Source organism: Ruegeria sp. CH10, from assembly GCF_056537125.1.
Genome location: NZ_JBQFQY010000003.1, coordinates 423,994 through 436,311 on the forward strand (window position 1 = coordinate 423,994; position 12,318 = coordinate 436,311).

The 12,318-nt window shown below is 60.0% G+C and carries 14 protein-coding genes; 10 read left to right on the forward strand and 4 right to left on the reverse strand.

Features of this window, described 5'->3' with window-relative positions; all coding sequences use genetic code 11:
* Window positions 1–34: 34 nt before the first annotated feature.
* Window positions 35–520 (reverse strand): DUF3576 domain-containing protein, encoded by a 486-nt coding sequence (locus ACRZ94_RS12325; RefSeq protein ID WP_480653709.1) that lies wholly within the window; start codon window positions 518–520, stop codon window positions 35–37.
* A 282-nt stretch (window positions 521–802) separates the two neighbouring features.
* On the opposite strand from ACRZ94_RS12325, the gene ACRZ94_RS12330 reads away from it, so the two are divergent.
* Entirely contained in the window at window positions 803–1,819 is a 1,017-nt protein-coding gene (locus tag ACRZ94_RS12330) for a porin (protein ID WP_480653711.1), read from the forward strand.
* 102 nt (window positions 1,820–1,921) lie between these two features.
* A complete protein-coding gene (locus tag ACRZ94_RS12335) occupies window positions 1,922–2,581 on the forward strand; it encodes a YggS family pyridoxal phosphate-dependent enzyme (protein ID WP_480797463.1) in 660 nt (219 codons plus the stop codon).
* Here the strand turns inward: ACRZ94_RS12335 and ACRZ94_RS12340 are convergent.
* Together ACRZ94_RS12340 and ribA are read right to left on the reverse strand one after the other, a co-directional pair.
* Window positions 2,565–3,065, reverse strand: coding sequence for a L,D-transpeptidase family protein (locus tag ACRZ94_RS12340; protein WP_480797464.1), 501 nt, complete (start codon window positions 3,063–3,065; stop codon window positions 2,565–2,567). The two genes, ACRZ94_RS12335 and ACRZ94_RS12340, sit on opposite strands and share 17 nt — an antisense overlap.
* The gene (gene ribA, locus ACRZ94_RS12345) at window positions 3,062–4,156 is read right to left on the reverse strand and encodes a GTP cyclohydrolase II (protein ID WP_480797465.1); all 1,095 of its coding nucleotides are present in this window, start codon (window positions 4,154–4,156) and stop codon (window positions 3,062–3,064) included. Before ribA ends, ACRZ94_RS12340 begins: the two co-directional genes overlap by 4 nt.
* A 160-nt stretch (window positions 4,157–4,316) precedes the next feature.
* On the opposite strand from ribA, the gene ACRZ94_RS12350 reads away from it, so the two are divergent.
* From ACRZ94_RS12350 to ACRZ94_RS12375, 6 genes are all read left to right on the forward strand, one after another.
* Window positions 4,317–5,003, forward strand: a complete 687-nt coding sequence (locus ACRZ94_RS12350) for a response regulator transcription factor (RefSeq protein WP_480653719.1) — start codon at window positions 4,317–4,319, stop codon at window positions 5,001–5,003.
* Between the two features lie 288 nt (window positions 5,004–5,291).
* On the forward strand, window positions 5,292–5,669 hold the full coding sequence (locus ACRZ94_RS12355) for a hypothetical protein (protein WP_480797466.1): 378 nt from the start codon (window positions 5,292–5,294) through the stop codon (window positions 5,667–5,669).
* Window positions 5,670–5,751: 82 nt separating this feature from the next.
* Entirely contained in the window at window positions 5,752–6,540 is a 789-nt protein-coding gene (locus ACRZ94_RS12360; RefSeq protein ID WP_480797467.1) for an exodeoxyribonuclease III, read from the forward strand.
* A 76-nt stretch (window positions 6,541–6,616) separates the two neighbouring features.
* Complete coding sequence (trxA, locus tag ACRZ94_RS12365; protein WP_480653725.1) at window positions 6,617–7,534, forward strand: thioredoxin; 918 nt, start codon at window positions 6,617–6,619, stop codon at window positions 7,532–7,534.
* Between the two features lie 27 nt (window positions 7,535–7,561).
* Window positions 7,562–8,203 carry an LON peptidase substrate-binding domain-containing protein gene (locus tag ACRZ94_RS12370; protein WP_480653727.1) on the forward strand — a complete coding sequence of 214 codons (642 nt, stop codon included), beginning with the start codon at window positions 7,562–7,564 and terminating at the stop codon, window positions 8,201–8,203.
* Window positions 8,200–8,385 carry a Trm112 family protein gene (locus ACRZ94_RS12375; RefSeq protein ID WP_480653729.1) on the forward strand — a complete coding sequence of 62 codons (186 nt, stop codon included), beginning with the start codon at window positions 8,200–8,202 and terminating at the stop codon, window positions 8,383–8,385. The genes ACRZ94_RS12370 and ACRZ94_RS12375 overlap by 4 nt, the downstream gene beginning before the upstream one ends.
* Here ACRZ94_RS12375 and ACRZ94_RS12380 read toward each other — a convergent pair.
* Window positions 8,382–9,644: an FAD-dependent monooxygenase gene (locus ACRZ94_RS12380; protein WP_480653731.1), complete on the reverse strand. Its 1,263-nt coding sequence runs from the start codon at window positions 9,642–9,644 to the stop codon at window positions 8,382–8,384. The genes ACRZ94_RS12375 and ACRZ94_RS12380 overlap by 4 nt on opposite strands.
* 52 nt (window positions 9,645–9,696) lie before the next feature.
* Between ACRZ94_RS12380 and ACRZ94_RS12385 the strand changes: the two genes are divergently transcribed.
* Window positions 9,697–11,025, forward strand: a complete 1,329-nt coding sequence (locus ACRZ94_RS12385; RefSeq protein WP_480653733.1) for an amidase — start codon at window positions 9,697–9,699, stop codon at window positions 11,023–11,025.
* Between the two features lie 107 nt (window positions 11,026–11,132).
* On the forward strand, window positions 11,133–12,314 hold the full coding sequence (locus ACRZ94_RS12390; protein ID WP_480797468.1) for an aminotransferase class I/II-fold pyridoxal phosphate-dependent enzyme: 1,182 nt from the start codon (window positions 11,133–11,135) through the stop codon (window positions 12,312–12,314).
* The last annotated feature ends 4 nt before the right edge of the window (window positions 12,315–12,318 follow it).

Genomic DNA, 12,318 nt, shown 5'->3' on the forward strand with positions numbered 1-12,318 from the left:
CCGGCGTGGTAATATTGTGATTTTCAGCGGGTGGCTAGAGCTTGTTGTCCGCAATACGCAGCTGACGGGCCCGCGACAGGATCGCATCCTCAATCGCGCGGGATGTGGCCGCACTGACCGGAGCGCCGCCGCTGGTCTGCAGTGAGACCGACAGGGACCGGGCTGCAAGCGCCGGATCGCTGATATGCACGGTTGCGCGATACTGACGTCCACCGCCCGGAGGAGTGCCATAACCCGTTACGATCACACCCGTAAACGGGTCGACCTCTTGCACGGGCAGGAAATTCAGCACGTCCAGAGACGCGGCCCAGAGATAACGGTTCACATTTGTGACTTGCTCGGCATTTCCGTTGTTGAACAGATCCCAAATGGTCGAGCGATTCGGATCATTGAATTCCTGCTCGTCCGAATTGCCGCCCGTTGCCAGCACATTCGGATTGGGATCGGCCCCCCGATTCAGTCCGCAGGCCGACACGGCAGCAGTCATTATGATCAAACCGAAAATCGTCTGCAGGCGCATTGTCGACTGGTCCTGTTCACTATGGTCCTATTGTTACGGACTACTCCTAGACAAGGACCCGTTTCGCAACAACCCTATTATTGTCACTAAAGGGTGGGGCCGGGACGTATCTGGGCCGAAATCCGACTGTGGCATCCTTGCACCAATTTTGTGGCAATGCGCCCGGATCATTTATGCCAAGCTTGCGTGACAGGGGCAAAAAGAGCGAAACGGTTCCCGTGCTGAGACATGTGCTTAGGCATGTGTCGAGTAGATAAACTTTTTGAAACCGAGGGAAACAAGATGAAAAAAGTTCTCTTCGCATCGACCGCTCTGATCGCGACCGCCGGTATGGCAGCCGCAGAGTCCGGTGTTAACTTCAGCGGTTACGGCCGTTTTGGTATTGGCTACGTTGAAGATCGTACCGGTACTGTTCCGAACTTCACCTCTGCAGGTGCTGCAGCTGGCACAGCTACCGTCGACACCGATGACGCGATCCTGATCTCGCGTTTCCGTCTGAACATCGACGGCTTCACCGAAACCGACGGTGGTGTTCGCTTTGAAGGTCGTGTTCGTCTGCAAGCCGACGAAAACAGCGGCAACGGCGAAGCCAACACTGCTGGCCTGAACGGCGCACGCTTCTCGGTCATCTACGGTGGTCTGCGTGTTGACGCGGGCAACGTTGCCGGCGCGTTCGACAACCTGGCAAACTACTACGGTAACGAAGTTGGTCTGGAACTGTTCGCAGGTCAGTACTCGGGCGTTAACTACAACTTCCTGGCCTACAGCTCGACCGGCGCAGGTTCGAACGCTGTGTTCTTCCAATACGCAGTTGGCGACTTCGCTTTCGGCGCATCGTATGACCAAGCGACCATCGGCATCAACGGCGCGTCCGACGATGCAGACCGCTGGGACATTAGCGCGACCTACACCTTCAACAACATCACCGCAGCTGTTGCTTACGGTCAGACCGACAACCCGTTCGCGGGCGGCGACGATCCGAGCCTGGCAGTCCTGACACTGGGTGCTGAATTCGGCGACTTCTCGGGTACTTTGTTCCTGGCGGACGATAACACCGAGATCGACGCAACTGACGGCACCGCATGGGGTCTGTCGGCTGCTTACAACCTGGGCGCAGCAACCACCCTGCTGTTCACCTATGGTGACGGTAACGCAGACGCCGACCTGCAGCAGATCGCTCTGGGTGCCATTTACGACCTGGGTGGCGGTGCATCGCTGCGCGGTGGTATCGGCCGCAACGACTCCGACGCTGGCGACGACTCGATCGTTGCTGACTTCGGTGCGCAGTTCAACTTCTAAGTTGATCTGAACCGCAAGGTTTAAGGGCAGGTCTTCGGACCTGCCCTTTTCTTTTGTGCCGACATGGTGTTTCTCTGCGGGCAAAGCAGATTGAGGAACCCTATGTCGCTGCAGGAAATCACCGCTCGTATCGCCAAAGCCGAAACCGCTGCCGGGCGGGAGGCCGGGTCTGTCAAACTGATCGCGGTGTCCAAAGTGCAACCAAATGACCGCGTTCAGGCCGTTCTGGAACAAGGTCATCGTTGTTTCGGCGAAAATCGGGTGCAAGAAGCCGCAGGCAAATGGCCTGACTTCAAGACCACGTATCCGGATGTCGACCTGCATCTGATTGGTCCGCTGCAATCCAACAAGGTCCGGCAAGCGATGGAGTTGTTCGACGTGATTCATTCCGTTGACCGGCCCAAACTGGCCAATACCCTGGCCCGACTGGCGCAAGAGATCGGTGCATGCCCCGATCTGTTCATTCAGGTCAATACCGGTGAAGAAGACCAAAAGGCGGGTATCTTGCCGTGCGAAGCAGACGCTTTTGTTGCCGAATGTCGCGCTCTGGATCTTCCGGTTCAGGGGCTGATGTGCCTTCCGCCGGTTGATGAAGAACCCGCGCTGCACTTTGCCCTTTTGGCCAAGATCGCGGCGCGCAACGGGCTTGACGGCCTTTCAATGGGCATGAGCGGCGATTTCGAAAGCGCGATTGCATTGGGCGCAACGCATGTGCGCGTCGGCTCCGCCATCTTTGGCGAGCGTGTCAAACCGCAGGTATAATGACCCGCGTGCCCAAGGTCACGTGTTCCGCAATCCAGCGCAGGTGATCGCGGCGAAAGGCAAGGCAGCCCTCGGTCGGATAGCCGGGGCGGCGCCATTGGTGGATAAAAATGGCCGAGCCGCGCCCGGGTACGGCATTGGGCCAATTCCAGTCGGTGATCATCACAAGATCATACAAAGGATCTGCGCGGCGCAGCTTTTCGTGGCTATGGGCATAGGGCGCAGTGACAAGGTGGTTATAGCCAGCGTCCTGCACTTCATCCGACCACAGATCACGTGGCCCGATGGGAATCGCCCAGTCCACCGGCTGTGCAATCCGGTCCGGTCGGTACAACATGCCTACGATGTGATGCGTACCTGTTGGGGTGGCGCCATCCCCCTCGTGTTTCGCATTGCTGAGGCCCCCTTTGCCGATCGAACAGGGAAAGAGACGACCGGCGAAGCGTACCCCGCGCGGCGTCAGAACCAGATCGGCAGGGGTCACAGCAGGTGCCCGGACTTGGCGGCTTTGGTGGCCAGATACCCTTGGTTATGGGCTGTTTCGCCGACTTTCAGCGGCACGCGTTCGGTCACGGCGATTCCGGTTTTCTCCATCATCGCGATCTTTGCCGGGTTATTGGTCAGCAGACGGACCGAGTTAAAGCCCAGAGATTTCAGTATGTCCGAGCCCAACCGGAAATCGCGCTCGTCATCCTCAAACCCAAGGCGATGGTTGGCCTCAACCGTGTCAAAGCCCTGATCCTGCAGGAAATAGGCGCGCATCTTGTTGGCCAGGCCGATGCCGCGGCCCTCCTGATTGAGGTACAGCAGAACACCGGCCCCTTCGGCCCCCATCTGCGCCAGCGCCCCCCGCAGCTGCGGCCCGCAATCGCATTTCAGGCTGCCCATCAGGTCGCCGGTAAAACAGGCCGAGTGCAACCGGGCCAGAACCGGTTTGTCACGGTCGGGGCGGCCGATTTCGACCGCGTAGTGCTCTTCGCCGCCATCCTCGGGACGGAAAACATGCAACCGCCCGGCCTCAGAGACTTCCATGGGCAGGCGAGCAGCTACCACTTCATTCAGCGCGCTGCGATTCGCCAGATAGGGCGCGGCACGAGTGTGATCGATGCAGGTCAGACCGTTTGCGGCGGCAAATTCGCGGCCATCCTCAACCGGAACGACAACAGCGGCGGGCAGCAGACGCGCGGATTTGGTCAGGGCGATGGCGATGCGGTGCAGATTGGTATTGCCCTGACGCTCGGTCATCAGGGGGCCCTTCATGGGAGTATTCAGATCGTCCGACGGGTCGGCTACGGCCTGAACCCACGCAATGTCGGCATCGGCGGGGATGATGACGCGCGCCAGATCGCCATCGTAGGCCCGCGCCTTCAAGGTCTCGGCCCGGCGGCCGGTTATGGCGACCACCGGCTCGGGCCCAAGACCGCGCAGATCGGCCAGCCTTTGGGCGCTGAGCGTTTCAGCCGCAACGGCCAGCACGCTGAAACCGCTGGCATCCGTCAGCACAACGGCCACCCCCATGCGCAAATCGGCGCGGGCCCGCGCCAGCAATTCTGAAATATCCGGGATCAGACTCATCTATGTTACCCTGTAACGCTCTGGCCTTCCTGTAGCCTGATAAGACGGAAATGTGAAACAATTCCTCCCCGTCAGACACGAGGGCGTGAAAGTATTGCAGCAAACCTTGTTGATTGCATTCAATATACGCAAGTGGTGGAAAAGCTTAGGAGGACCGGGAATGGCACAGCTTAAGAAAATCCTGCTGGTGGATGATGACGAAGACCTGCGCGAAGCGCTGAGCGAGCAACTTGTGATGACCGAAGACTTTGACGTGTTCGAAGCGTCAGACGGGTCGTCCGCGATGGAGCGTGCGCGCGAAGCGATTTACGACCTGGTCATTCTGGACGTCGGTCTGCCGGACACGGACGGTCGTGAACTGTGCCGCCTGATGCGCAAGCAAGGCGTCAAAAGCCCGATCCTGATGCTGACCGGTCATGACAGCGATGCCGATACCATCCTGGGCCTAGACGCTGGTGCCAATGACTATGTCTCTAAGCCATTCAAATTCCCGGTTCTCCTGGCCCGCATCCGCGCCCAGCTGCGCCAGCACGAACAATCCGAGGACGCCGTTTTTGTTCTGGGGCCGTACACGTTCAAGCCCTCGATGAAGATGCTGATCACCGAAGAGGATCGCAAAATCCGGCTGACCGAGAAAGAGACAAACATCCTCAAGTTCCTGTACCGGTCCACCGATGGTGTTGTCGCCCGCGATGTGCTGCTGCACGAGGTCTGGGGCTATAACGCCGGTGTCACCACCCACACGCTGGAAACCCACATCTATCGCCTGCGCCAGAAGATCGAGCCCGATCCCTCGAATGCACGCCTTTTGGTCACAGAATCGGGCGGATATCGACTGGTCTCTTAACTCGTTGTGGATTGACGTAGATCAAAGTGATACTCTGGATGCGTAATTAGGTTACTCCCATCCCGCACATGTCCGGGTTATGACATGTACCTCCCTGTTGGACTGCCGGGCCTTTGGCCCGGCTTTTTTTGCCCCAAGCGAATTTCTACGGCTCGTGACGCATCCATTCTTGACGGCCTTGATGCTGGCCTAGAGTGTGTCGGTTGTTTGGGATTCATATCTAAGTTGAAGGGGTGACAACTTTTGGCGGGAACAAATACGAAGCCACTACCGGCTCTGGAAAAAGGGATGTCATGGTGGGTAGTTGAAAGTAAGCGTCTCAATCTAAGTACCAAAACTACGTTTCGGGTTTTCGAAGCGGTAATTGCAAATTCCAAAGAACAAGCGATCCATCACGCGAATATTTCGGATTCGCAACTTAACACTGCATTGATGAACGCAGCGATACGTAGAGGTGACATCAAAGGCCAATATGATTGGCAACCGATCAGTCAACTGGTTGAACGCCTGGCGATTTTGCCAGTTCTTACTCAAGAAGAAATAGCCGCACTAGACCCGGTGTTGCTTGGTATGCTGCTTGAGCATGAATTCTTCATTGACGAGTTTTCTGAAGACCCTGAAATGGCAGTTGGGGGGGGAATATATGACTATGAGCCACTAAATTAGGTCGCTCATACACTCTATTTCCGATGGCCCATCCTCTCTGACCACGCTAACCTCCGTCCAACCCGTGACAGAGGAATCCCCCATGCCCTTTACCCTTGCCACCTGGAACATCAACTCGGTCCGTCTGCGTGAGCCTATCGTGCTGAAATTGCTGCAGGAAGAGGCCCCCGATGTTCTGTGTCTGCAAGAGTGTAAATCTCCGGTTGAGAAAATCCCGACCGAAGGCTTTGCCGAGCTGGGCTACACCCACATGGCGGCGCGCGGGCAGAAGGGGTATAACGGCGTCGCCATCCTGTCGCGCATCCCGATGGAGGAGGTGGGCGACAAGGATTTCGCCGGTCTCGGCCATGCCCGCCACATCGCGGCGCGGCTGGAAAATGGGGTGACCATCCAGAATTTCTATGTCCCCGCCGGTGGCGACGTGCCGGATCGTGAGGTGAATGAGAAGTTCGGCCAGAAACTCGACTACCTCTCTGATATGCGCGACTGGTTCCGCGCCGAAAAACCCGAGAAATCGATCTTGGTGGGCGATCTGAATATAGCTCCGCGTGAGGATGATGTGTGGTCGCACAAGCAACTGCTCAAGGTCGTCTCACACACTCCGATCGAGGTTGAGGCACTGGCCGAGACGCAGGAAGCCGGCGGTTGGGTCGATGTCACGCGGCAGGATATTCCCGAGGGGCAGCTTTATAGCTGGTGGTCTTACCGGGCGCGCGATTGGGATGCGGCGGATAAGGGGCGGCGGCTGGATCACGTCTGGGCGACGCCCGACATTTCGAATGCGGGTCATTCCAGCCGCGTTCTGCGGGACGCGCGCGGGTGGGAAAAACCCAGCGACCACGCCCCTGTTTTCGCCACATTCGACCTGTAATTGCGCAAATCTGCCCTTGGTTTCCGCCGCGCGCGGCTGCATATAAGGCGCAAATTCGAACCGGAGACCTATAGCCATGGACCTTTTGAACACTGCCACCGGCCCCGCAGCGAGTGACCTGATCAAGGACGGATCTGAGGCCACCTTTATGGCCGATGTTGTCGAAGCCTCTCAGGAGGTCCCGGTCATTGTCGATTTCTGGGCGCCCTGGTGTGGTCCCTGCAAAACGCTGGGCCCGATGCTGGAAGAGGCCGTGACCGCCGCCAAAGGCGCGGTGAAGATGGTCAAGATCAATGTGGATGAGGCGCAGATGATCGCGGGTCAATTGCGCATCCAGTCGATCCCGACGGTTTATGCCTTTTTCAAGGGCCAGCCCGTGGATGGTTTTCAGGGCGCGGTTCCAGGGTCCGAGATCAAGGCATTTATCGACCGCGTGATCGAAGCGGCAGGCGGTGAAAGCCCCGGTGGGCAGTTGGATGATGCCGTCGCAGCAGCCGAGGAAATGCTGGCTGAGGGTGCGGCCACGGATGCGGCACAGACCTTTGCCGCCATTCTGGGTGAAGACCCCAACCACGCCGGTGCTTATGGCGGGCTGGTGCGCGCCCACATCGCGGCGGATGATCTGGAGCAGGCCGAAGCGATCCTGAACGGCGCCCCGGCCGAAATTTCTGCCTCGCCCGAGCTGGAAGCCGCGCATGCGCAGCTGGAACTGGCCAAGCAGGCCGCCGATGCGGGCCCTGTGGCGGAACTGACGGCGACGGTTGAGGCCGAGCCCGACAACCATCAGGCCCGCTTTGATCTGGCGCAGGCGCTGCATGCCAATGGTCAGGTCGAAGAAGCCGTGGCGCAATTGCTGGAACTGTTCCGCCGGGATCGCGAGTGGAATGAGGGTGCAGCCAAGGCACAGTTGTTCACGATCTTCGACGCGCTCAAGCCCAATGACCCGATTGTTCTGAACGGGCGGCGCAAGCTCAGCTCGATGATATTTGCCTAATCTCTGATCAGAGCTACACTCGGGTCTATGATGCATCCTGCCGACTTGCCGGAAACGGTATCCGTGTTTCCATTGCCCGGGGCGCTTCTGTTGCCCCGATCGCGCCTGCCCCTGCATATTTTTGAACCGCGTTACCTGCAGATGCTGGATGACGCGCTGAAAACACAGGAACGGCTGATTGCGATGGTGCAGCCCAACCCCAGCAAAAGCGATGAGAACCGCTTGCACCGGATCGGGTGTGCCGGTCGGGTGACGCAGTTTTCGGAAACCGAAGATGGCCGCTATCTGATCACGCTGACGGGAATTTCGCGTTTCCGTATCCAGTCCGAGCTGGACGCCTTTACACCTTACCGGCGCTGCGCCGTGTCCTGGGACGGGTTTGAACGCGATCTGGGCAAGACCGAGCATGACAGCGGGTTCAACCGCGCCGGATTTCTGAACCTGCTGGAACGGTATTTTTCGTCCCGCAATCTGTCGACCGATTGGGAAACGCTCAAGGATGCGGATAATGAATTGCTGGTCAATTCGCTGTCGATGCTGCTGGAGTTCGACCCCGAAGAAAAGCAGGCCCTGCTTGAGGCACCTTGCCTCAGCACCCGGCGCGAGACATTGGTGACACTGATCGAATTCGCCATGCGCGGCGGATCGAATGAGGAAAAACTGCAATGAGCGACGCTGAACACCCCTTTGACCGTCATATGCTTGAGGCGCTGATCTGCCCGCAGACGCATACCACGTTGCAATATGACGCCGACCAGCAGGAACTGGTGTCGAAAGCCGCCGGTCTGGCTTTTCCCATTCGCAACGGCATACCGGTCATGCTGGTCGATGAGGCGCGGCAGCTGGATTAAATTGCCCGACCTTGCAGCAATTTCGGCAGGTCTCCGGTCAGGCCCGCGGCCTCACGCACGAAGTTGCGGCGCAGGCCCGGCATTGATCCGACAATCCCCATGCCGATGTCCCGCCCGATGCGCAGCAGCGGATTGTCGTTGGAAAACAGCTTGTTGAACACATCCGTCGCCATCGCCAGCGATGCCGTGTCGAACCGCCGCCATTCCTGATAACGCTCTAACACCAGAACGGATCCAAAGTCTTCGCCCCGGCGTCCGGCCAGGGTCAGCACTTCGGCCAGCGCACCCACATCGCGCAAACCCGCGTTCAGCCCCTGACCTGCGATGGGGTGCATGCCGTGGGCCGCATCCCCCACCAGCGCCAACCGATCCCCGATAAAGGAATTGGCGATGGTCAGGTTCAGCGGATAGGTGAACCGATCTCCGGCCAGCCGGATATCGCCCAGAAAATCGCCGAAACGGGGGCGCAGAACCTGCAGATACTCGGCCTCATGCAGGGCGTTTATGCGCTGCGCTGTCTCGGTCCGTTCGCTCCAGACAATGGAACTGCGATTGCCGGTCAGCGGCAGGATCGCCAGCGGACCGGGCGGCATAAAGAACTGATGCGCGATGCCGTTGTGGGGCAGGTCATGTTCAATCGCGCAGACCAGCGCGGTTTGACCGTAATCCCAGCCGGTGCGTTTGATGCCAGCGCGCGCGGCGGTTCCGCTGCGGCGACCGTCACAACCAACCAACAGGCCACCGTGCAGGGTCGCGCCGTCGTCCAGCGTTACGGTCACGCCGGTTGCTCCGGCCTCTTGTGCAACCACGGTCCGGCCACTGATCTGCGTGATCCGGGTTTCCCCGTCCATCGCGTCCAGAAACGCGCGGCGCAGGTGGCGGTCCTCGACCATATAGCCCATCGGGCCTTCTTCGATCTCGGCATGGTCGAAATGCATGAAAAACGGCGAGGGGCCCGCGCCCGCATGGCCGTCCGTGACCTTGATTTCCAGCATCGGCTGGGCGTGGTCTGCGACGCGCTCCCACACGCCCACCGCGTCCAGTAACCGTTGCGAGGCCAGCGCCAGCGCATAGGCGCGTCCGTCAAACGCTGCGTCTTTGCGCACGGTTTCGTCCAGCGCGTCAATCACGGTGACGGAATGCCCCGTCTGTGCCAGAGCCAGTGCCAGCGCCGGGCCGTTCAACCCTCCGCCTACGATCACGATGTCGGTCTTGTGTTCCATGCCCCGCAATATGCGCCCCGTTTCGGGATTGTCCATGTGCGGTCCTGTCGCTACCGTCCTGTCAAGACGATTTTCCAAGGGGGCAGGGATGCAGGACTGGTTGACCATGACGGCATGTGATCTGGGGCGCGGCATCGGCATGGGTCGGATCGACCCGGTGGACCTGACCGAGACCTATCTGGCCGCCATCGACGCCCATCCGCACCGCGACCGCATCTATGCCCGCGTGACACATGACCGCGCGCGAGCCGAGGCTAAGGCCGCGCAGGAACGGGCGGGCTTGGGCCTGCGCCGATCTCTGCTGGATGGCGTGCCGATCAGTTGGAAGGACCTGTTCGACACAGCGGGCACCGCGACCGAGGCCGGATCGGCCCTGTTGAAAGGCCGCGTGCCGGACGCCGATGCGGTTGTTCTGTGCAATGCCACTGCCATGGGGTCGGTTTGTCTTGGCAAAACCCATATGAGCGAGCTGGCCTTTTCCGGCCTTGGCCTGAACCCGATCACCGACACGCCGCCTTGCATCGACAATGAGGATGCGGTGCCCGGCGGGTCATCTTCGGGCGCGGGGGCGTCGGTGGCCTGGGGGCTGGCGGCGGGCGGCATCGGCTCAGACACGGGCGGATCGGTGCGCATTCCGGCGGCGTGGAACAATCTGGTGGGGCTGAAAACCACCGCCGGACGTGTCAGTCTTGAGGGGACGGTGCCGTTGTGCCTGCGGTTTGACACTGTTGGCCCGCTGGCCCGCTCGGTCGAGGACGCCGCACATCTGCTGGCCTTGCTAGAGGGCGGCACGCCTGCCGATCTGCGCGGCGTCAGCCTGAAAGGCCGCCGTTTTGCCGAATTGCGGACCGTTGCGCAGGACGATCTGCGCGACGCACCGCGACAGGCGTTTGAAGACTCGCTGGCCCGATTGCGCGACGCCGGGGCCGAGATCGTGCCGCTGGAAGTTCCTGAACTGACCGACACGATGGGCCTGTCCGGGGTCCTCTATACGACCGAAGCCTACGGGCTGTGGCGCGATGTGATCGAGGCCAACCCGGACGCGATGTATCCCGAGATTCTCGAACGATTCCGTGCGGGCAAGACCGTCTCGGGCCCCGATTACGTCGCAGCTTGGTCCAGGTTAAAGGCCAGCCGGGCCGCCTGGGATGCGGCCACGTCGGGCTTTGACGCGGTTCTGGCCCCGACGGCCCCCATCCTGCCGCCGAATTTGAACCGGCTGATGACCGACCATGATTATTACATCGCCGAAAACCTGCTGGCCCTGCGCAATACACGGATCGGCAACCTGATGGGGCTGGCGGCGCTGACATTGCCCACCGGAACGCCCGGCTGCGGGTTGATGATGATGGGCTATCCGGGGTCCGAAGAGGCGCTGCTGCGGCTTGGAACAGCCGCCGAGGCCGCATTGGCCTGAATGCCACAATCCCCTGATTCGACGTCTCTTTGGCTGGACGAAGCGGGGTGTGATCTGTAACCTGCCAGAAAACGGGGCGGTATGATCCCGATATTGAGGCAGTAGATATGAAGTTCCCCGAGCGGTTTTCGAACCTACCGGAATACGCATTTCCGCGTCTGCGCACCCTGTTGGACCACCACCAGCCGGGCGGTGACGTGATTCACATGACCATTGGCGCGCCGATGCACGATTTTCCGGCCTGGGTGACCGATGTCATCACCGAGAATGCGGCAGGGTTTCAGGGCTACCCGCCCAATGAAGGCTCACCCGAACTGCGGGGTGCCATCACCGACTGGATCGCGCGCCGCTACGGTGTGACGATGGACCCGGACACTAACGTGATGGCCCTGAATGGCACGCGCGAGGGGCTGTACAACGCCGCGATGGCACTGCTGCCGGAACAGAAGAACGGGAAAAACCCGGTCGTTCTGTGCCCGAACCCGTTTTATCAGGTCTATATGGTCGCCTCGATCTCGGTCCGGGCCGAGCCGGTTTTTGTGCCGGCCACAGCCGCGACCGGCCATCTGCCGGACTACGCAAGCCTGCCCGAGGACGTTCTGAACCGCACTGTTGCGGCCTATATCTGCTCGCCCGCCAACCCGCAGGGGGCCGTTGCCTCGCGCGCCTATTGGGCCGAATTGATCGGGCTGGCCGAGAAATACGATTTCCGTATTTTCGCTGACGAATGCTACTCCGAGATTTATCGCGACGAGGCTCCGGTTGGCGCCCTTACCGTTGCGCAGGAACTGGGTGCTAATCCCGAACGGGTTACGCTGTTCAACTCACTGTCGAAACGGTCCAATCTGGCGGGCCTGCGATCGGGTCTGATTGCCGGTGGGCCCGAGACGATCAAACAGGTCAAACAGCTGCGCAATTATGCGGGTGCACCGCTGCCGCTGCCGTTGCAGGCCGCTGCGGCCCGTGTCTGGGCTGATGAAGAACACGTCGCCGAGAACCGCGCGCTGTATCAGGAGAAATACGCGATTGCCGATGAGGTTTTCGCGGGTCTTCAGGGCTATATGTCGCCCGAGGCCGGGTTTTTCCTGTGGCTGCCGGTCGAAAACGGCGAAGAGACCGCATTGAAGCTGTGGCAGCAGACCGGAGTCCGCGTGCTGCCGGGCGCATATCTTTCCCAAGGCGACCCGGGGCAAAACCCGGGCGAGCAATTTATCCGGGCCGCTTTGGTGGCTCCAAAAAATGAGATGCAGCAGGGGCTGATCAAGCTGCGTGACTGCATCTATTCGTGAGGTA

Bases quoted from the DNA above. Each gene is read 5' to 3' on its own strand.
- ACRZ94_RS12325 (WP_480653709.1), bottom strand. From the start codon at position 520: ATGCGCCTGCAGACGATTTTCGGTTTGATCATAATGACTGCTGCCGTG.
- ACRZ94_RS12330 (WP_480653711.1), top strand. From the start codon at position 803: ATGAAAAAAGTTCTCTTCGCATCGACCGCTCTGATCGCGACCGCCGGT.
- ACRZ94_RS12335 (WP_480797463.1), top strand. From the start codon at position 1,922: ATGTCGCTGCAGGAAATCACCGCTCGTATCGCCAAAGCCGAAACCGCT.
- ribA (WP_480797465.1), bottom strand. From the start codon at position 4,156: ATGAGTCTGATCCCGGATATTTCAGAATTGCTGGCGCGGGCCCGCGCC.
- ACRZ94_RS12350 (WP_480653719.1), top strand. From the start codon at position 4,317: ATGGCACAGCTTAAGAAAATCCTGCTGGTGGATGATGACGAAGACCTG.
- ACRZ94_RS12355 (WP_480797466.1), top strand. From the start codon at position 5,292: ATGTCATGGTGGGTAGTTGAAAGTAAGCGTCTCAATCTAAGTACCAAA.
- ACRZ94_RS12360 (WP_480797467.1), top strand. From the start codon at position 5,752: ATGCCCTTTACCCTTGCCACCTGGAACATCAACTCGGTCCGTCTGCGT.
- trxA (WP_480653725.1), top strand. From the start codon at position 6,617: ATGGACCTTTTGAACACTGCCACCGGCCCCGCAGCGAGTGACCTGATC.
- ACRZ94_RS12370 (WP_480653727.1), top strand. From the start codon at position 7,562: ATGATGCATCCTGCCGACTTGCCGGAAACGGTATCCGTGTTTCCATTG.
- ACRZ94_RS12375 (WP_480653729.1), top strand. From the start codon at position 8,200: ATGAGCGACGCTGAACACCCCTTTGACCGTCATATGCTTGAGGCGCTG.
- ACRZ94_RS12380 (WP_480653731.1), bottom strand. From the start codon at position 9,644: ATGGACAATCCCGAAACGGGGCGCATATTGCGGGGCATGGAACACAAG.
- ACRZ94_RS12385 (WP_480653733.1), top strand. From the start codon at position 9,697: ATGCAGGACTGGTTGACCATGACGGCATGTGATCTGGGGCGCGGCATC.
- ACRZ94_RS12390 (WP_480797468.1), top strand. From the start codon at position 11,133: ATGAAGTTCCCCGAGCGGTTTTCGAACCTACCGGAATACGCATTTCCG.